Raw genomic sequence first — 20,535 nt, 5'->3', positions numbered from 1 at the left:
GACTATGTTAGCTTCCTTGTCCGACTCTCTTTTTAGAGGAAAAAAGATGAATACATTACTTGGAACGATCATTACTGCCCTAGTAACTGATGAAAATGATAAATTTTACTTTGTACAAAAGGACGGTGTGACTTTTGCTTTATCTAAAGAAGAAGGAGAACACGCTATTGGTGACATGGTGACAGGTTTCGCCTATACAGATAGCAAGCAAAAATCACGTCTGACTCAAAAGGAAATCAAGGCAACTAGCGATTCCTATGGTTGGGGAGTGGTCACTGAAGTTCGTAAGGATTTGGGTGTTTTTGTAGACGTAGGAATTCCAGATAAGGAAATTGTAGTCTCTCTTGATGTTTTGCCAGAACTCAAAGAGCTCTGGCCTAAGAAAGGCGATAAGCTCTATATCAAACTCGATGTTGATAAAAAAGACCGTATTTGGGGGCTTCCTGCTGAACCTGAGGTCTTTCAACGTATGGCTGGACCTGCTTACGATAATATGCAAAACCAAAAATGGCCAGCTATTGCCTACCGTCTCAAATTGTCAGGAACTTTTGTTTATTTGCCAGAGAATAACATGCTTGGTTTCATCCATCCATCAGAACGTTATGCAGAGCCACGCTTAGGTCAGGTCCTTGAAGCGCGTGTGATTGGGTTCAGAGAAGTTGACCGTACCCTTAATCTTTCTCTTAAGCCACGTTCTTTTGAAATGCTTGAAAATGATGCTCAGATGATTTTGACTTATTTAGAGAGCAATGGTGGCTTCATGACGCTTAATGACAAGTCATCACCAGCAGATATCAAGGCAACCTTCGGTATTTCTAAGGGTCAATTTAAGAAGGCTCTAGGTGGTCTGATGAAGGCCAAAAAAATCAAACAAGATCAGTTTGGAACAGAATTAATCGGTTAGGAGAAGGCATGAGAAAATCCTTTTATACTTGGCTGATGGCCCAGCGTAATCCCAAATCCAATGAACCAGTAGCAATCTTGGCTGACTTGGCTTTTGAAGATTCAACCTTCCCGAAGCATACTGATGACTTCGAAGAAGTTAGTCGTTACTTGGAAGATCAAGCTAGCTTTTCCTTTAATCTGGGGCAGTTTGACCAGATTTGGGAAGATTATCTGGCTCATTAATAGCGACTAAGTCTACGATAAGCATAATGACTTTTAGCATTTTCTTTAAAAAGTAATTACCATTTGAATTGGTATGAATTGTTACAATTTTTTACAAATATCTCAGCTTTTTTTCAATAAATTAGGCTTGTTACAACTAGTTAGTAATTGCTTTAAAGTGCAGTAAATCACCCCTCTTTTGACAAAAAGTGTGGTATTATTGTAGATGTTAAAATTGTTAAAAAAGGAATGAATTATACATGTTATCAAAATCTAAAACAACAAAGGCACTTCTTTACTCGACCGCAGCACTTTCACTTTTTGCTGCAAGTCACGTACATGCCGATGAAACTTCAAACTGGGCAGCACGTTCAGTCGATCAAATCAAAGCAGATATCGCTGTAAGTGATAACCAACAAACTTACACAGTTCAATACGGTGATACTTTGGGAAGTATCGCTGAAGCAATGGGTATCGATGTGAACGTTTTGGCTAACATCAATCAAATCACAAACATTGATTTGATTTACCCTGGAACAGTCTTGACAGCAACTTACAATGCTGATAACCAAGCTGTCTCTGTTAAAGTTGAAGCTCCAGCTTCAGAAACATCAACTACACCTGTAGTTGCAGAAGCTAATTTGACAACTAACGAAGTGACTGTCAATGGTCAATCTGTAGTTGCAGCGGACTTGACAGCTCCAGTTGAAACAGTAAGCACAACAGCTACTCAAGCACCTGCTACAGAAGAGTCAACTCAAGCTGTTTCAGAAGTAACGGAAGCTATCGCATCAGCATCAGAAGCACCAGCATACGCAGAAACTGAACAACCAGTTGCTGATGCTATTGATCATGTAACTGCGTCAGCAGAAGCTACGCCTGAAGCAGAAGCTACTCCAGCTGCTGAAACACCAGCACAACCTGAAGTAAAAGAAGAAGCACCAGCGACTTCAGAAGCGCCAGCAGAACAGCCAGCGGCAGAACCAGCAGCAACATCAGAAGCGTCTTCAGAGGCACCAGCTGCTTCAGAAGCACCAGCAGAACAGCCAGCGGTAGAATCAGCAGCAACATCAGAAGTGGCATCAGAAGCACCAGTGGCTTCAGAGGCACCAGCAGCACAACCTGCATCAACAACTACACTTCCAACGGATCCACACCTTCAACCACAAGCTGAAGCTTTCCGTCAAGATGTAGCGGCACAATTTGGTCTTACTGATATCGGTGGTTACCGTGAAGGTGATCCACAAGACCATGGTAAAGGACTTGCCGTTGACGTTATGGTACCAGTTGGTTCAGAAGTTGGTAATCAAGTCGCTCAATATGCTGTAGACAATATCTCAAATGCAGGTATCTCATATGTTATCTACAGACAACAATTCTACGCACCAGTAGATAATATCTACGGACCAGCTAACACATGGAACCAAATGCCAGACCGTGGTAGCGTTACTGAAAACCACTATGACCACGTTCACGTGTCATTTAATGAATAAGTCAGAATAATAAAAAGTCACGCTTGGCGTGATTTTTTTGATATAATGGAGAAAAAGACGAAAGAAAGAGGAACTCTATTTGCAAGAGTATTCTGTTGAAATTACCCTAAATCACCCAGATGATGTCTTGTCACTTTTTGGGACCAATGAGCGCCATCTAAAACTTATCGAGGAAAACCTAAATGTTATTATTCATGCTCGAACAGAGCGTGTGCAGATCCTTGGAGATGACGAAGAAAGTGTCGAATTGGCCCGTTTGACCATTCAAGCTCTCCTTGTTTTAGTGGAGCGTGGGATGCTAGTCAACACCTCAGATGTTGTTGCAGCCTTAACCATGGCTCAAGATGGTTCGATTGACAAATTTGTTGCCCTTTACGAAGAAGAAATTATTAAAGACAATAGTGGCAAACCAATCCGAGTGAAGACCTTGGGGCAAAAGGTTTATGTTGATAGCATTAAAAGTCATGATGTGGTCTTTGGAATTGGTCCAGCTGGTACAGGGAAGACCTTTTTAGCGGTTACCCTTGCGGTTACAGCCCTTAAACGTGGTCAAGTTAAACGTATTGTTCTGACACGTCCGGCGGTGGAGGCAGGTGAGAGCCTCGGTTTCTTGCCTGGTGATCTCAAGGAAAAGGTGGATCCTTACCTTCGCCCTGTCTATGATGCCCTTTATCAAATTCTTGGTAAGGAGCAAACGACCCGCCTCATGGAACGTGAAATTATTGAGATTGCACCCCTCGCTTATATGCGTGGTCGTACCCTAGAGGATGCCTTTGTTATCCTTGATGAGGCACAAAATACAACCATCATGCAAATGAAGATGTTCTTGACCCGTCTTGGTTTTAATTCTAAGATGATTGTCAATGGGGACATGAGTCAGATTGACTTGCCACGTCGTGTTAAATCAGGCCTTGTCGATGCTATGGAGAAATTGAAGGGAATTAAGGCTATTGATTTTGTTCACTTCTCTGCTAGCGATGTCGTACGTCACCCAGTTGTAGCTGATATCATTAATGCTTATGAAAAAGATGCACCTAAGGTTGACTTTGAGGAAAAATCAGAGGAAACAAACAAGCTTGAAGAAGAAACAGCATCAGGATTGACTGAATACCCAGTAATTGGTGCTGAGGATGTAAAAAAGTAAATTGATGAAAAGAGGTTTGAGAGTATGTGTTCTCAACCTCTTTTTCCTTTACAGTCATGTCATTAGCTTTTCCCCTATTTCTGGTAAAATAGTATTGAATAATAGGCTGATATGGAGGGGAGAGCCATGACTAAAGCAAAAAAATGGAAGATTGCTATCATTGTATTGCTTGGACTTGTTGCGACAGTCTTGATAGCCATAGGAGAGGGAAGATTTTGGAAGTATCAACAGAACTATATTCCAGACGGCACTTATCAGATGCTAAAATACGAGGCTAAATCGGCATATTCCAATGAATTGATAAATTGGACTGAGCGAGGAGAGAATAATGATAGCTTATATGAGGATTTTATAGTTGTTGAGAATATGAAATCTCAATTTTATTATGTTTTTGTGGGGGATGGGGAACCTTTTGTCTCACTATTTGAGCATGATGAAAAGCTCCCACAGACTTTTGACCCACGTACAGGGACTTTGAAACAGGATCTAACAGTCTCTGAATATGAAGCTCTAGTGATTTCTCATATAGATAAGATTTCTAAAAAGGGAGAGGAGTATTCAAGAGTAAAAGAAGTATCTGTCCAAAGGTGTGTAGACGATTATAAAAAAATGTTGAAGCAAAAAAGAACTTATGAAAAGCGCCCTAATGGTCTCGTTCTGACTGTTTATGCTAATGATGGACATATTGAGTCGCGTAGAACTTTTAAACGATTGAGCTCAGAGGAAGCCAAAGGGGTCAAAAGTGGTTATGATAGGGATTATGAGTATGCCTTGAAGTATTATAATTATTCAAGGCATGATGGGGATTATCTCATCTGGCGCTGATTCACTTACCAATCAAGCACCTCTTTACTATCGAGAATCATAGCCTAATGATTTATTAAAAAACCTTACAGCCTTTATGATAATTGTCAAATACTATTTCACCATTTATTTTGGTACAATAGAACGGTAGACCAATAAAAAAGGAGATTATTATGAACCAGCAAGAGTGGATTGAGTACTTTGAATTAGTCAACGGTCGCAAACCAACTCCCGCAGAGTTAGCTCAAGCTCAAGCAGCAGGCGAGTTTATCCTTGAACGACCTAACCCTAACGTCTTTGGCTCAAATGGACAGGCGACGGAGCAAAGACCGATTAAGCCAGCTGAACCTGTGATAACGATGACACAGCAGCCTCAGTTTGCCCAAACAACAGCAACCTTCCAACAAGTCGTACCTGCTAAAAAAGGTATGTCTAAGAAAACTAAGATTATTTTGGCATCAGTCTTTGGTTCCTTGGCAGCGATTTTACTTATTGTTGGGGGCTACTCACTATGGCGCTACCAATCAGGTAAGATTGCGGATGGAACATATGAGGTAGTTTCTTTCTCTCGTTATGATGAAGACAAAGATAAAATGGTTGACGGCATAGATGAATACAAGAACGAGGATTTGGAGTTTCAGTCTTTTGTAGTTGTAAAGAATAATCAATCTAGAACCTACAATTTAGTAGAGAGTGACAATAAATCATATGTTAGTTTGATGGACTATGAGATAGATGTTCCTCAGGTATTTGATCCGTGGAATAGAACAGAGAGTCAAGTTTTAGATGCGGATCAAGTCGAAGATGTCACAAAAGACTTCATGAAAAAGATGAGAAAAGACTATTCGTTTTATACCAAAGAGGAAGCTGACAAAGTCGTTAAAAAAACAACAAGAGAATATAAAGATACCTTGAAGGAAAAACGTACCTATGTCAAGCATGGCGATGAATACACTCTGACTACTTATGATAAAAAAGGGAAGCTTCAGTCACGTATTACTTATAAACGTATGAGTAAGGGAGACGCTGAGGAGCGCTGGGATGACTATAAGGATGCCATCAAAGATTATAAGAAAGATTTGAAGACTTATAGTGATCAATATGATGACTTCAAGGATTACTATGATTATGGTTATGGCTACAATTACGGCTATGGTTATGGTAATGACTATGGCTATGGTAATAGCGATGACTATGGTAGTGGTTCTAAATCAGGCTCTGACGATAGTAAAAGTAGTAAAAAATCTAGTGATAAAATCTAATCACCCAATGATGTAAATGAGTAAAGTGGTACAAGAAGGAGAGCTAAAACTCCATCTTGGTACCGCTTTATTTTTATGAAAATAGTCAAATAGCTTTGGAGTATTTTTTCTGGTAGAATGGAAGTATCAATGAAAAAGGGGACTTTTATGAACGAAAAAGAGTGGTTAGATTATTTCGAAACAATCAATAATCGCAAGCCGACAGAGGAAGAAATCCAACAAGCAAAAGCTAATGGGGAATTTATTTCTCAAGAGTCTAAGAACGAGGGTGTTAATCTACAGAAAGCTCAGTTGAGTGACCAAGTGACACAAGCCGTTTCACAAGTTGCTCCTGCTGAGACAGGCTTGTCTAAGAAAGCTAAAATTATTATTGCTTCTGTAGTGGGGGCGATTGTCCTAGTGGCACTTTCATTTGGTGGCTATGCGTTTATGCACCTGCAAGGTGGTAAAATACCTGAAGGAACCTATCTTCTTGAAACTTATCGCTTTTACCATAAAGATAAGAAGAAAATGGTTGATGGTATGGAATCTTTCAAGGAAAGTGGCCTAGAGGCTCATGATTTTGTTAAAGTCAAAGGTAACAATGTTAAATTTTATTTTTATACCTTAGCTGGCGGGAACAATCTGGTTGACTTTACGGACTATGATACTGACGAAGCATACCGTCCAGATGCTTGGTCAGGAACGCTTAAACCAACCATGTCACTATCTGAATATACCAAAGTCATTGACCAAGCGGTAGATAATCAATACAAAATAAGTGAATATCGAACTCAGGCTGATAACGATGAAAGTAAAAAGATTTACGTTAAATCCTACAAAGAATCTCTTGAAGAAACCGTTCGATACAAGGTTAAGGGTGATAGATTGATCGTTACAACTTATAATAAGAAAGGCAAACTTATTGAAGAAAGAAGTTTCAAACGCCTATCAGGGGATGACGTGAAGAAATTAGATTATGACTATGAACGTGATGTTAGAGTTGATAAAAAGCGCTTCCAAAACTAGTAATGTTTAAAACCAGCTTAGCTGGTTTTTTTAGTGTCCAAAACGTGCTATAATAAGATGTTATATCATCAGTGTTAGCCCATTTGTTAACACATGAAAGGAAATTAAAATGACAAAAACATTCTACATCACAACACCTATCTATTACCCATCTGGTAAATTACATATTGGTTCTGCTTATACAACTATTGCTTGTGACGTCTTGGCACGTTACAAACGTATGATGAACTATGATGTCTTCTACCTTACTGGGCTTGATGAACACGGCCAAAAGATTCAACAAAAGGCTGAAGAAGCAGGAATCACACCACAAGAGTATGTGGACGGTATGGCTGTTGGTGTTAAGGACCTCTGGCAACTTTTGGATATCTCATACGATAAATTCATCCGTACGACTGATGATTACCATGAAAAAGTTGTTGCTCAAGTTTTTGAGCGTCTCTTGGAACAAGGGGATATCTACCTTGGTGAATACTCAGGTTGGTACTCAGTTTCAGATGAAGAATTCTTCACTGAAAGTCAGTTGGCAGAAGTTTACCGTGATGAGCAAGGTAATGTCATTGGTGGGGTAGCTCCATCAGGACATGAAGTAGAGTTGGTTTCTGAAGAATCATATTTCTTTAAACTCAGCAACTACGCAGACCGTTTGACTGCCTTCTTTAAAGAACATCCAGAATTTATCCAACCTGATGGTCGTATGAATGAAATGCTTAAAAACTTCATCGAGCCAGGCTTGGAAGACTTGGCCGTGTCACGTACAACCTTTACTTGGGGAGTAAAAGTACCATCAGATCCAAAACATGTGGTTTATGTGTGGATTGATGCCCTTATCAACTATATCACTGCACTAGGTTATGGTCAGGATGAGCATGGTAACTTTGATTTGTTCTGGCAAAATGATGAAAACCACGAAATCATCCACATGATTGGTAAGGATATCCTTCGTTTCCACTCAATCTACTGGCCAATCATCCTTATGGCTCTTGATTTGCCATTGCCTACACGTCTTGTTGCCCACGGTTGGTTCGTCATGAAAGACGGTAAGATGTCTAAGTCTAAAGGAAACGTGATCTATCCAGAAATGTTGGTAGAACGTTTTGGTCTTGATCCACTCCGTTACTACCTCATGCGTAGTCTTCCTGTCGGTTCAGATGGTACCTTCACACCAGAAGACTATGTAGCTCGTATCAACTATGAATTGGCTAACGACCTTGGTAACCTCCTCAACCGTACAGTTGCCATGATTAACAAGTATTTCGGTGGTCAAGTACCTGCCTATGTTGAAAACGTTACAGACTTTGATGCTGATTTGGCTAAGGTTGTAGCTGAAAATATCGAAGAATTCCACAAACAAATGAATGCTGTGGATTTCCCACGTGCCTTGGACGCCGTTTGGAATATCATTTCACGTACCAATAAGTATATTGATGAAACAGCTCCATGGGTACTTGCCAAAGAAGATGGTGACAAGGAACAATTGGCGTCGGTTATGGCACACTTGGCAGCTAGTCTTCGTGTCGTAGCCCACCTCATCCAACCATTCATGATGACAACTTCAAATGCTATTATGGAACAACTTGGCTTGCCAGTAACATTTGATCTTGAAAATATTGAACTTTCAGGATTCCCAGAGAATGTGACAGTCGTTTCAAAAGGAACTCCAATCTTCCCACGTCTGGACATGGATGAAGAGATTGCCTACATCCAATCTCAAATGAACGCAGGCAAACCTCAAGAGAAAGAATGGAACCCAGAAGAGGTTGAGCTTAAATCTGAAAAAGACCAAATCAAATTTGACGACTTTGACAAGGTTGAAATCCGTGTCGCTGAAGTTAAAGAGGTAGAAAAGGTCGAAGGTTCAGACAAATTGCTCCGCTTCCGTCTTGACGCTGGTGACGGTGAAGACCGTCAAATCCTCTCAGGTATCGCTAAATTCTATCCAAACGAACAAGAATTGGTCGGCAAGAAACTTCAAGTCGTGGCTAATCTCAAACCACGTAAGATGATGAAGAAATATGTCAGCCAAGGTATGATCCTTTCCGCAGAACATGACGGCAAACTCACTGTCTTGACAGTAGATCCATCTGTTCCAAACGGAAGTGTGATTGGGTAAAATATCATAAAAAATAGTTTTTCAATTTTTTGAATTGGGAAACTGTTTTTTACTAATCTTCAGTTGTGAGTAAAGCGCTTGAAACAGATCTTTGTTGAGTGCTCGAAAGTTTTGCTTCCTTAAAATCGGAATGATCTACTCTTAAGGAAAGTCTTAAGAGGACCTAGTGTATAAGAAAACGAGTTCAGTCGAACTCGTTTTTTTATACACTATATTTCAATAAATGTTTAATGCGTTCCACACTTTCATCAGGTCCATAAGCATTTGGGTATCGGTCTAGTTTACTGATAGCGTCAAGGTCTGCTTGGTCTAGGTGGAAGTCAAAGCTATTAAAGTTTTCCTTCATTCGTTCGATATGGGTACTTTTAGGAATGGTCAAAATGCCTTGTTGGGTTTGCCATCTTAGGATGACCTGAGCAACTGTCTTGTCATGTTTTTCAGCAATAGCAGTCAGAGTTGGGTCCTCAAAAATACCGTCCTCTCCTCTGTGGAAAGGAGCCCAGGCTTGCGTTAGGGTGCCAAATTCCTTATCAGCTTTCTGAATCAGTTTGTGTTGTTTATAGGGATGCAACTCGATTTGATTGACTGCTGGAATTACAGGTGTCTGCAAGGCAAAATCCGCCAAACGCCCTGTTGAGAAGTTAGAAACACCAATGGCTCTAATAAGTTCTTCATGCTTAAGCTCAATCATAGCACGCCAGGCACCATGTAAGTCTCCAAAAGGTTGATGAATCAAATATAAATCAAGATAGTCAGTATCTAGTTTGCGAAGTGTTTCTTTTAGGGCTAATTTGGTATCTTCGTAGCCAAGCTGGCTAATCCAAGCTTTACTAGTCAGGAAAATATCCTCGCGAGGGATACCGGATGCCTTAATAGCACTTCCCACGGCTTCCTCATTTCGATAAAGGCTAGCAGTATCAATTAATCGATAGCCTACAGAAAGAGCATCTTCAACGGCTTTTTGACATTCCTTTTGATCAAAAATTTGCCAGACGCCAAAACCAAGCACGGGTATTTTAATGCCATTGTTAAGTGTTTGAAATTCCATTTTCTTCTCCTTAGTGGTGGGGTAGTAAGCTATCCTGAATTTCCTCGATAAATGCTTGAATAATTGCGGATTGTTTCTGTTTATTATTGGTCACAAAACCCAAGGTGTGCTTTGGACTGTTCTTCAGTGGAAGTAAAACAATTTGGTCCTTAATGAAACTATTAACAATACCGAGACCAGAAGCGTAACTATCTGAGGCACAGAGCAGATTCATAACACTGCCTCGGTCATTACTGTAAATTACTTGTTGGTCAGGCAGAACCTCGAGAGGATCTTCGTCAAAATGGATACCAGAGCTTTCTTGACGAAAGCGGACCTGTGGGTATCCCTCTAAATCTTTGAGGTTGAGGGATTTTTTGTGAGCTAGGGGGTGTTGGCGACCTAAGAAAATCTTGGTTTCAAACTCTCCAAGTGGGGTGAAAGTCAGATCCATGTGTTGGAAACTACGTTCTAGGATATGGTCGTTGTCTTCATCTAGATAAATAATCCCCAGGTCACTTTCAAAGCTCTCAACGCTTTTGAGAATCTTCCTAGTCGTTGTTTCAATCAGTTGAAATTCTTGATAATCACTACGAAAACGTTGGGCAATATGAGCCATTGGAAGTGATAAGAAATCGTAGTGGTGACTGGCAACAGTGAATGATTTCTTGAATGATTTACGGTAACGTCCTTCTAGGAGATCTAACTCTCCAAGAATACGTTTGGCGTATTTGAGAAAATCATGACCGTCATCAGTTAGTTTAGCTCCTGTATTGGAACGCTCAAAGAGTTGGACACCAAGTTCTTCCTCTAAGTCACGGATGGATGCTGAGAGATTAGGCTGAGTCAAAAAGAGTTTTTTAGCAGCCTTACTAAAAGACCCTGTTTCAGCGATAGTCTGAACATAGCGACATTGTTGAAAATTCATAAGCATCCCCTTTGAAAAATATGATTGTAGGTCATATTATAACAAAATGAGAAGTCTAAAATCAGCAAAATTCTGATAGGAATAGATGAAGACCTGATATGAAATTTCTATGATTAAGTCGTTTTAGAAATAATAATGGAAAGTGAGCTGAGCTCTAAGAAAATAGTTCTGATAAAAGAAAAACTGCATCCACAGGCTAGACACTAAAAATCTAAATTGTAGGATGCAGTTCTAAATATTAGTCATTAAGATATCTAATGGCTTTCAATTTTTTAGGACGAATAAGGAAGAGTCCTAGGGCAATTAAAGGTAGCCAGAAAATGAAATTCCAGATACTTGTAGCTGGTGCAGCCTGTGTTGATTGCGAGATAAGGACACTGCCAAAATCAATCAAAAAGTGCAGAATAATAGTCCACCAGAGGCTACCGGTACGTAGGTAAATAGCAGCAAAGAATATGCCATAAGCTGTTGCATAATAAACTTGGAACAGGGTAGCGTTCAAGGGCTGGTGAGTAAGATTTCCGAGATGGGCCAATCCAAAAAATATGGCAGACAAGAAAACGACTCCTAAAACCTGTTTTGAAGATCTAATACCATCTTGAAAGGCGAGCTTAAGGAAAAGTCCACGAAAAAAATATTCCTCAAAAAAACCGGCTCCTAAGGCAATAATCAAGGCAGTTCCTATCATGTGAGGTGCTTTACTGATACCCAAAGCAACCGCAGAAAGAAAGAAAAAATCTGCCAAAAGAACCAACCAACAAACACTTAGGGTTTCAGACCAACTTATCTTTTTTGTCGATTTGATCTTTAATCCGAGGCGTCTCTGTACGATGAAATAGTACACACACATAAGGCCAAGCGTTTTAATGAGATAAGCTATATTCTCAGGCAGAGGCCTAAGAATCAAACGAAGTACAAGGTTCGCTAAAATAATACTAATCCCAAGAAGGATCAGCAATCTCATTTCTTTTTTTGTCATTGAAAAGTCCCCCAACTTTCTTAACATTTTTTTCAAGCATACGACGAAAAACGCTTAAAGTCAAGGTCTTGAAGGTATTTTTTATGTGTTTTTAGTTATGAAGAGGCCAGTTATTGATGACCTGCTTCTAATAGGAAGCCTATTCTATCGTTGAAACAGTTTATTATGAGAAATAAATGAACAGTTATAAGAAAGTATTAAGTAAAAAACTCTGTAAAATCCTTACTAATTACTCTTTATTGTAAAGAAATGATTAAAATATAACAAAAGTGTGTCAAATTTTAAAAACATGTAGCAAATATATAATATTTTTTTCAGAAAACTATTGCCAAATTTTGAAAATCACGGTAGTATATTAAACGGTGAAGAAAATAGGTTAATAAAATGTTAACCAAGAAGGAGAAAGTGTAAATGAAAGTCAATCCATTTAAAACAACATTGTATTCAAGCGTATTGCTTGCAGGGCTCGCGGCTACAAGCGTAGCAGCTGCGGATGAAGCTAAAGATGTAACAACAACTACTGATACTGATGCAACCGTATCAAATACGGCTGCAGAATCAAGTGCTAACCTTGTTAAAACAACAGGTGATGCAGCAGTTGTTACTACAGTACCTGGAACAGAAGAAAAAACTACTACTGAAACAGATACTACTGTAAAAACAACAACTAAAGCTATTGCTGAAGTTTCAAATCCTGACTTCGATAATGCTGTTGAAGCTGCAACAACGACTGCAGCAGCATCAAAAGATTCTGCTGATGTTAAAGCTGTCCAAAATCAAGCAGCTAAAGATGCTCAAGAAGCTTCAAATACAGTTGTTTCTGAAAATAAATTGACTCGTGAAGAAGCTGATGCAGCTCTTACATCTGCTAAAGCAAATGTTGTTGCAACAGGGGGATTCACAGCTACAGAAGAAGCAGGTGTTAAACACACTAGCGTTGAAGCTGCTAACAATGACAATAAAGTTCAAACAACAGCTTTGACAACTGCGGTTTCAGAATATAAACAAAAACTTGCAGATTACAAGACACAATTGGATAAATACTACCAAGACGTTCTTGCTTATGCTGCTTGGGAAAAATCATACAAAGAGTACACTGGTGGAACAACAGCTCGTCTTTTGACAAAAGGCTTGGCTGAAAATGCTACTGGCTTGATCTATAAAACAGAATCTGATGCCACTATGACTGTTGAAAACTCAGCAGGTTCTGTTGACTACTTGGATAAAACAATCCAATCAGGTCACTCAGTAGATGAAATCCTTGAACAATTCAACACATCTCGTTACATTCCAAGTGACTTTAGTGCAGCTAACGGTACACAATACACTATCAATGCTGACGGTGAATACACTGAAGATGTATGGTTGAAGATGGCTACAGGTCAAACATTGACTGTAACATACAACAACCTAAACGGAACATCATTCAATGGTACTCCAGTTAAGAAAATCGTTGCAACTTACACTTTGGTAGAAACACCAAGTGCAGATGGTTCAGCCATTGTTAAGTTGTACCACGATCCAACTAAGACTCTTTTCATTGGTTCACAAACTGACGACACTAACAAAAAACTTCACGTTAAGATGAACTTGAACTTCTTTGATTCTGAGTCATCAGTGACACCACTTGATTTGTCTAAGAACGGATCAGTTTTGAGTATCTCATCACTTAACCACTGGAACACTGAACTTGGAAACCACATTGAAAAAGTTGGTTTGAATGGTAATGAATACGTTCAAATTCCTGGTTCATCTATCACTTTGCATGAAGATGGTTATGCTTATGCAACAAATGATAACGAATTTGTGGCTAACGGTTCACGCTTTAACAGTGACCCAACAGTTGATCCAACAACTGGTGAAGTTACAGATGAAGGTTGGGATGCTATTAACCCAGACGGAACACCTCGTACGAAGAATGCCTACTATGGTGCTGCTGCAACAATCTTCAAGGGTGAACCAATGGACTTCATCGTAAGTGGAAATAACCTTAACGTTCCAACTGCTTACTGGTTTGCAACTAACTCAACAGTAGTTGTTCCTGAATTGCCAGAAGAACCAAACAAACCTGTTCTTCCAAATACTGTTTCAGCAAAAGTTACTTACCACAAAAACTTTGTATCTGTTGAAGAAACAACTGAGAAACCAAAACCTCAAGTACCAACAACTCCAACAGAACCTACACCAGGTAAACCTGTAACACCAACATCAGTACCTGTAAAAGAAGAAGCTCCAGCTCTTCCAGCTACTGGTGAAAAATCAACAGCAGCTTCTGCAGCAGCAGGTGCAGCTATGGTGACATCAGCTTTAGCCTTGTTCGGTATTTCAACTTACAAACGTAAACACTAAGATAATACATAAAAAAGCTAGGAAAATTTCCTAGTTTTTTTAGTTTGGAAAAATCAAGTTAACCAGAAATAATAAAGATGAAATTTTCTGACATTTACTGAAATTACTTGATTTCGACTGAAAAAAGAAAAATAGATATACATTTTCTAATTTTTTCAAAATCGCAAGAAAAGCCTATATTATAAGCTTTTCTTTATAGTTAACTATGTGTAAAACAAGGGGGTAAATATTATTTTCAAAAAATATGAAATAAATTAATTGACAAAAAATTATAATACAGTATAATAGATTGTGTTAGGAAGAGTTTGTTTTTTTGGCAGGGTGACTCCCTAGTCAAAAAGGACTAGCTTAGAATCTGGAATTCTAAGTTATCAAATTCCAATGTTTCATTGTGATGATTTAAAAAAGAGAAGATTTAAACAGCAAAAAATTAGATTAATCGATTTAATACATCAGCATCATCGTAGCGGGAGCTAGCGGTATTTTTAATCCGTGTAGAGCAAACGACAGATTCAAAAACAGCAGAATCGGTAGAGACTAATCGTCAAAAGCGAAGAGGAAAAGAAAATAAAGCAGTAACTGCTAATATACCTATCAGAAGGTGGACTAAACCTAATGACTGATAGGTGGTATGTTTTGAGAGTGGCGTTTTTAGCCAATACTCTTCTAGGAAATAGTATCTTGTAAGCAGTATGACGTGCTGCGTAAAGAAGCTAGAGGGAAAGTTCTTCAGATTGACTGACTATCAATCACAAGATACTCTTAACTAGAAACCATTTTGGACCAACACGGTTTTGCGTTTGTTGGTATTGAACTGCACCTAGGGAAATGGTGGTTCAATGTTAGTAAATAAAGACTTTAACTTGTAAAAGTCTAAAAATTGTTTTATCTCATTATCAACTCAAGGATTAAGTTTTTAGTGGGATTGCGGAACAAAAGGGTGATAAGCATATTGGGATGATGCTTCAGTGACGGAATTTGACCAGATGTTTGTGAGAGCATCTGTCTATGCTACAATAGCTATTTTTAATGGTTATGTGGGATAGAAACTGTTTTCAAAATCCTGATTCCTAGGAAAATTGGGGGATTTTCCTTGAAGAATTGAGATTGTTGAAAAGAGATCAAATGGACTGAGCGGCACTTGTATCCCAAGGTAAGCAATACACCTATAAACCTAAGTTTCCATACAGCAGGGAGCAAGTTTCAGTTTGAATGGGGGACGCATCTAGAGTAATCTAGATGTTTTTTTATTTTGTGAATTCTTTTACGAATAAGTAAGAGAGTGCACAAAGGAGAGAGTCATGTTAATTGCAAAAAATCAGGAGGGGAAGCTCGTTTCAGCTCTAGAAACCAGTTTGCAACGTAAGGAATCCTATAGCTGTCCTGGTTGCCAGGGAGTTGTCCTTCTGAAACATGGCCAGGTAATGTGTCCACATTTTGCTCATAAGTCTTTGCAAGATTGTCAGTTCTTCTCGGAGAATGAATCGGCCCAACATTTATCCCTTAAGGCAGCTTTGTATAAATCTTTGGTTAATCATGGTGAAAAAGTAAGTATTGAAAAGGTTTTGTCTGAGATGGGGCAAATTGCAGATTTACTTGTTGGCGATTCCCTGGCTCTAGAAGTTCAGTGTTCTCGGTTATCTCAGCAACGTTTGAGAGAGAGGACATGTGCCTATCACCAAGCAGGTTACGAAGTGCGTTGGCTTTTGGGTGAGGAACTCTGGTTGAATGGACGTTTAACAGACCTACAGCGGGACTTTCTCTATTTTACGGCTAAGATTGGATTTCACCTATGGGAGCTTGATTGGAAGCGTGAGGAAATTAGACTTAAGTATCTCATCTATGAGGATATTTTTGGGAAAGTCTATTATTTAACTAAGGCTTGGCCGTTAACCGAAAATCTCATGACAGTTTTACGTTTTCCTTATCAAGCAGAGCAGGTTGAGACTTATCAAGTAACTCAGCGAAAGAAGGTCTCACATGTGATTCAACGAGAATTAATTGGGAAAAATCCAAGGTGGATGAGAAGGCAGGAAAAAGCCTATCTTAAGGGAATGAATTTGTTATGCCTGTCTGATCAGGATTTTTTTCCACAAGTGAGATTTCCAGAATCTAAGCAGGGTTTTGTACAAATTAGACAGTCACTTGAAGGTTTTGAAAAGCTTTTTATGCAATATTATCGAAAAAGGCATTTTTCTTATCGACAAACTCTCTACCCTCCCACCTTTTATGCTAAAATAGTAAAGAATAGATACAATTAAGGAGAATATTATGTCAGACAATCGTGCTCATTTAGAAGAGAAATACACATGGGATTTGACGACCATTTTTGCGACAGATGCAGATTGGGAGACTGAGTATGAAAGCACTGTTCAGGATTTGAAGAAGGCTAGTGCTTATGCAGGTCATCTCTTAGATTCTGCTAAGAACTTGCTTGGGGCAACAGAACTTTATATGAGCCTTATGCGTCGCTTGGAGAAAATCTATGTCTATGCGTCAATGAAAAATGACCAAGACACAACAGTAGGTCTGTATCAAGAGTACCAAGCAAAGGCCTCAAACCTTTATTCACAGTTGAGTGAAGCCTTTGCTTACTTTGAGCCTGAATTTATGGCCTTGGATGCTGAAAAGTTAACAGCCTTCAAAGCAGAGGAACCAGGGCTTGGACTTTATGACCACTATTTCGAACGCCTCTTGGCCAACAAGGACCACGTTCTTTCTCAAGAAGCTGAAGAGCTCTTGGCAGCAGCCGGTGATATTTTCAACGGTCCAACGGATACCTTTAATGTCTTGGATAATGCTGATATCCTCTTCCCATGGGTATCAGATGGTCAAGGGGATGTGGTTGAGTTGACACATGGTAACTTTATCACCCTCATGGAATCTAAGGACCGTGACATTCGTAAGGGAGCTTATGAAGCGATGTATGGGACCTACGAGCAGTTCCAACATACTTATGCGCAAACACTCCAAGGCGTTGTCAAGGTTCACAATTACCAAGCCAAAGTTCGTCACTATAATTCAGCACGTCATGCAGCACTTGCGGCTAACTTTATTCCAGAGAGTGTTTATGACTCACTCTTGGAATCAGTGAACAAGCATTTGCCACTTTTGCACCGTTACCTTGATTTGCGTAAGAAGGTCTTGGGGCTTGACGAGCTTAAGATGTATGATGTTTATACACCACTTTCTGAGACTGAAACTGCTCTTACTTATGAAGAATCCCTCAAGAAAGCAGAAGAAGTCTTGGCAATCTTTGGTGAAGAGTATAGTAAAGGGGTTCATGCAGCCTTTACGGAACGTTGGATTGACGTTCACCCTAACAAAGGCAAACGTTCAGGGGCCTATTCAGGTGGGGCTTATGATACCAATGCCTTCATGCTTTTGAACTGGCAAGACACTTTGGATAATCTCTTTACCTTGGTTCACGAGACTGGCCACAGTTTGCATTCAACTTTCACACGTCAGACTCAACCATATGTTTACGGAGATTACCCAATCTTCTTGGCAGAAATTGCGTCTACAACCAATGAAAATATCTTGACAGAAACGCTGCTTAAAGAGGTTAAAGATGACAAGACACGTTTTGCTATTCTTAACCACTATTTGGATGGTTTCAAGGGAACTGTCTTCCGTCAAACACAATTTGCCGAGTTTGAACATGCTATCCATGAGGCAGATGCATCTGGTCAAATCTTGACAGCGGACTTCATGAATAAGCTTTACGCAGACCTCAATGAGAAATACTATAACCTCAAAGCTGAAGATAACTACGAAATTCAGTTTGAGTGGGAACGTATTCCGCATTTCTACATGAATTACTATGTCTACCAATATGCTACAGGGTTTGCGGCAGCAAGCTACTTGGCTGAAAAAATTGTTCATGGTACTGAAGAAGATAAGGAAGCTTACCTTACTTACCTTAAGGCGGGAAGCTCAGACTATCCTTTGGAAGTCATCAAGAAAGCTGGTGTTGATATGACCAATACCGACTACTTGGATGCTGCCTTCAAAGTTTTTGAAGACCGTCTCGTTGAATTGGAAGACTTGGTTGAAAAAGGTGTTCACCTTTCTTAAAAAGAAGTCACTATAAGAGAGAATCATTCTGAATCAGGATGATTCTTTTTATGTTTAAAAACGAACATTTACTAGAATATAAGTTCTAATTGATATGGAAATATATGGATGAGCATATTTATAGCCCCTAGTTTATATTCATGATAGACTAAAAACCTAACGTTTTATAGTTGATAAGTGAACAATGTTCAGAAATAGAAAGTAGGTTTTTGTGAAAACAACCAATCGTTATCTTGTAGCAACATGTGGTGTCTTACTCCATCTCATGTTGGGGTCTACCTATGCTTGGAGTATCTATCGTAATCCTATTATGGCCCAGACTGGCTGGGATCAATCTTCAGTTTCTTTTGCCTTTTCATTGGCCATCTTTTGTCTAGGACTCTCTGCAGCTTTCATGGGGCGTCTGGTTGAAAAATTTGGTCCTAGGGTGACTGGAAGTATGTCGGCTGTTCTCTATGCTGGGGGAAATATTCTGACAGGAGTTGCCATTGCTCATGGAGAGCTGTGGATGCTTTATCTTGGTTATGGTATTCTTGGTGGTCTAGGACTGGGTGTGGGTTATATTACACCTGTTTCAACTATTATTAAGTGGTTTCCTGATAAGCGTGGACTTGCGACTGGCCTTGCCATTATGGGCTTTGGCTTTGCCTCGCTGCTAACTAGTCCCATTGCTCAATATCTGATTCAGGCACGTGGTGTTGAGCAGACCTTTTATATTTTGGGAGTCGTTTATTTTGTTGTTATGCTATTTGTCTCACAATTCATTAAACGACCAAGTGTAGAGGAAGCACAACTGTTGGCTGACAAGAGTCCAAACCGTCAGGCTGCTGATTTGAGCAAGGGAGTTACGGCTAATGAGGCTCTGAAATCATCAACTTTCTACTGGTTATGGCTTATTCTGTTTATCAATATTTCTTGTGGCTTAGCCCTTGTCTCTGCTATTTCTCCAATGGCTCAAGATATGGTTGGGATGTCAGCGGAATCAGCGGCGGTTGTTGTAGGTGTTATGGGAATCTTTAATGGTTTTGGTCGCCTTCTGTGGGCAGGCTTGTCGGATTATATTGGGCGTCCGAAGACCTTTATTCTCCTCTTTGTGGTTAATATTGTTATGGCCGTCCTCCTAATTGTCCTACAAGTGCCACTTGTCTTTGTGGTTGCGATGGCTGTTCTGATGACTTGCTACGGGGCAGGATTCTCCTTGATTCCTCCGTACCTTAGCGATATCTTTGGGGCAAAGGAGTTGGCTACCCTTCATGGTTATATTTTGACTGCCTGGGCGATGGCGGCCTTAGTGGGGCCAATGCTCTTGTCGGTAACCTACGAATTGACAAAATCATACCAGATGACCTTGCTTGTTTTCATCGCTCTTTACGTGGTGGCTTTGGTCATTGCTTACCTCTTGAAAAAGAGGGGGTTACGTCAAGTAGCCTAATGATGACGATTTGATTTATAGATAAGAAAAATCTCTAGCACTCGCTAGGGATTTTTTATATAATAAAACACATGGTTAAATCATATAGTAAAAACGCAAATCACAACATGCGACGTCCTGTAGTCAACAAGGATATTGTGGACTACATGCGAACGCATCTTCAGGAAAATAAAGGGCATTTGGCTGAACTGGAGGCCTTTGCTCGTAAGGAAAATATTCCAATTATCCAGCACGAAGTTGTTGCTTATTTCCGATTTTTATTGCAGACCTTGCAGCCTAAGAAAATCCTTGAGGTAGGAACAGCTATTGGTTTTTCAGCCCTTCTTATGGCTGAGTATGCACCTGATGCTCAGATTACAACGGTTGATCGTAATGAAGAAATGATTGGCTTTGCCAAGGAAAATCTAGCCAAGTATGACAGTCGCAAACAAATTACCTTGGTCGAAGGAGATGCAGCAGAAGTTTTGCAAGATTTGGACACTGATTATGATTTTGTCTTTATGGACTCAGCCAAGTCTAAATATATCGTCTTTCTGCCTGAAATCCTAAAACGTCTCAAGGTAGGTGGTGTCATCGTCTTTGATGATATCTTCCAAGGGGGCGATATTGCCAAAGATATCATGGAGGTTCGTCGTGGTCAGCGTACGATTTACCGTGGCTTGCATCGTCTTTTTGATGCGACCTTAGATAACCCTGGATTGACTGCTAGTTTGGTTCCTATGAGTGACGGACTTCTTATGCTTCGGAAAAATTCTGAAAATATTATCTTCCCAGATTAAGCATTATTTAAGTAAGTGTGGTATAATAGCAGA

At 39.7% G+C, this 20,535-nt stretch carries 16 protein-coding genes; 13 read left to right on the top strand and 3 right to left on the bottom strand.

The genetic code is table 11. From position 1 onward, the window contains the following. Window positions 1-46: 46 nt before the first annotated feature. The 8 genes from cvfB (at window position 47) to metG (ending at window position 8,931) form a co-directional block, all read left to right on the top strand. Window positions 47-904, top strand: a complete 858-nt coding sequence (cvfB, locus tag ADH51_RS09025; protein ID WP_048676328.1) for an RNA-binding virulence regulatory protein CvfB — start codon at window positions 47-49, stop codon at window positions 902-904. 8 nt (window positions 905-912) lie between these two features. Further along, window positions 913-1,128 (top strand): YozE family protein, encoded by a 216-nt coding sequence (locus ADH51_RS09020; protein ID WP_002885591.1) that lies wholly within the window; start codon window positions 913-915, stop codon window positions 1,126-1,128. 239 nt (window positions 1,129-1,367) lie between these two features. Next, window positions 1,368-2,600, top strand: a complete 1,233-nt coding sequence (locus tag ADH51_RS09015) for a LysM peptidoglycan-binding domain-containing protein (RefSeq protein ID WP_048676325.1) — start codon at window positions 1,368-1,370, stop codon at window positions 2,598-2,600. Window positions 2,601-2,679: 79 nt separating this feature from the next. Continuing rightward, complete coding sequence (locus ADH51_RS09010) at window positions 2,680-3,744, top strand: PhoH family protein (protein ID WP_048676322.1); 1,065 nt, start codon at window positions 2,680-2,682, stop codon at window positions 3,742-3,744. A 126-nt stretch (window positions 3,745-3,870) separates the two neighbouring features. Continuing rightward, complete coding sequence (locus ADH51_RS09005) at window positions 3,871-4,569, top strand: hypothetical protein (protein WP_048676319.1); 699 nt, start codon at window positions 3,871-3,873, stop codon at window positions 4,567-4,569. Between the two features lie 152 nt (window positions 4,570-4,721). Then, window positions 4,722-5,810 (top strand): hypothetical protein, encoded by a 1,089-nt coding sequence (locus ADH51_RS09000; RefSeq protein WP_048676315.1) that lies wholly within the window; start codon window positions 4,722-4,724, stop codon window positions 5,808-5,810. A gap of 129 nt (window positions 5,811-5,939) precedes the next feature. Next, window positions 5,940-6,818 (top strand): hypothetical protein, encoded by an 879-nt coding sequence (locus ADH51_RS08995; protein WP_048676312.1) that lies wholly within the window; start codon window positions 5,940-5,942, stop codon window positions 6,816-6,818. A 109-nt stretch (window positions 6,819-6,927) separates the two neighbouring features. Continuing rightward, a complete protein-coding gene (gene metG, locus ADH51_RS08990) occupies window positions 6,928-8,931 on the top strand; it encodes a methionine--tRNA ligase (RefSeq protein WP_048676309.1) in 2,004 nt (667 codons plus the stop codon). A 202-nt stretch (window positions 8,932-9,133) separates the two neighbouring features. Here the strand turns inward: metG and ADH51_RS08985 are convergent, their stop codons facing one another. From ADH51_RS08985 to ADH51_RS08975, 3 genes are all read right to left on the bottom strand, one after another. Beyond that, on the bottom strand, window positions 9,134-9,979 hold the full coding sequence (locus ADH51_RS08985) for an aldo/keto reductase (protein ID WP_048676306.1): 846 nt from the start codon (window positions 9,977-9,979) through the stop codon (window positions 9,134-9,136). A gap of 10 nt (window positions 9,980-9,989) precedes the next feature. Then, complete coding sequence (locus ADH51_RS08980) at window positions 9,990-10,886, bottom strand: LysR family transcriptional regulator (RefSeq protein ID WP_002885507.1); 897 nt, start codon at window positions 10,884-10,886, stop codon at window positions 9,990-9,992. Window positions 10,887-11,124: 238 nt separating this feature from the next. Beyond that, window positions 11,125-11,865 carry a CPBP family intramembrane glutamic endopeptidase gene (locus tag ADH51_RS08975; protein ID WP_037612002.1) on the bottom strand — a complete coding sequence of 247 codons (741 nt, stop codon included), beginning with the start codon at window positions 11,863-11,865 and terminating at the stop codon, window positions 11,125-11,127. Window positions 11,866-12,276: 411 nt separating this feature from the next. Between ADH51_RS08975 and ADH51_RS08970 the strand changes: the two genes are divergently transcribed. The 5 genes from ADH51_RS08970 (at window position 12,277) to ADH51_RS08950 (ending at window position 20,502) form a co-directional block, all read left to right on the top strand. After that, window positions 12,277-14,214 (top strand): GbpC/Spa domain-containing protein, encoded by a 1,938-nt coding sequence (locus ADH51_RS08970; RefSeq protein ID WP_048676301.1) that lies wholly within the window; start codon window positions 12,277-12,279, stop codon window positions 14,212-14,214. 1,301 nt (window positions 14,215-15,515) lie between these two features. Next, window positions 15,516-16,475, top strand: coding sequence for a competence protein CoiA (locus ADH51_RS08965; RefSeq protein ID WP_048676298.1), 960 nt, complete (start codon window positions 15,516-15,518; stop codon window positions 16,473-16,475). A 10-nt stretch (window positions 16,476-16,485) separates the two neighbouring features. Continuing rightward, on the top strand, window positions 16,486-18,291 hold the full coding sequence (gene pepF / locus ADH51_RS08960; RefSeq protein ID WP_048676295.1) for an oligoendopeptidase F: 1,806 nt from the start codon (window positions 16,486-16,488) through the stop codon (window positions 18,289-18,291). Between the two features lie 211 nt (window positions 18,292-18,502). Then, complete coding sequence (locus tag ADH51_RS08955) at window positions 18,503-19,723, top strand: L-lactate MFS transporter (protein ID WP_048676292.1); 1,221 nt, start codon at window positions 18,503-18,505, stop codon at window positions 19,721-19,723. Window positions 19,724-19,794: 71 nt separating this feature from the next. Then, window positions 19,795-20,502, top strand: coding sequence for an O-methyltransferase (locus ADH51_RS08950; protein WP_048676289.1), 708 nt, complete (start codon window positions 19,795-19,797; stop codon window positions 20,500-20,502). Window positions 20,503-20,535: the final 33 nt, after the last annotated feature.

The organism is Streptococcus sp. 449_SSPC, from assembly GCF_001073005.1.
Lineage (GTDB): Bacteria > Bacillota > Bacilli > Lactobacillales > Streptococcaceae > Streptococcus > Streptococcus salivarius_F.
The sequence above is the reverse complement of the archived record's forward strand: the minus strand, read 5'-3'. Positions and strand labels throughout refer to the sequence as shown.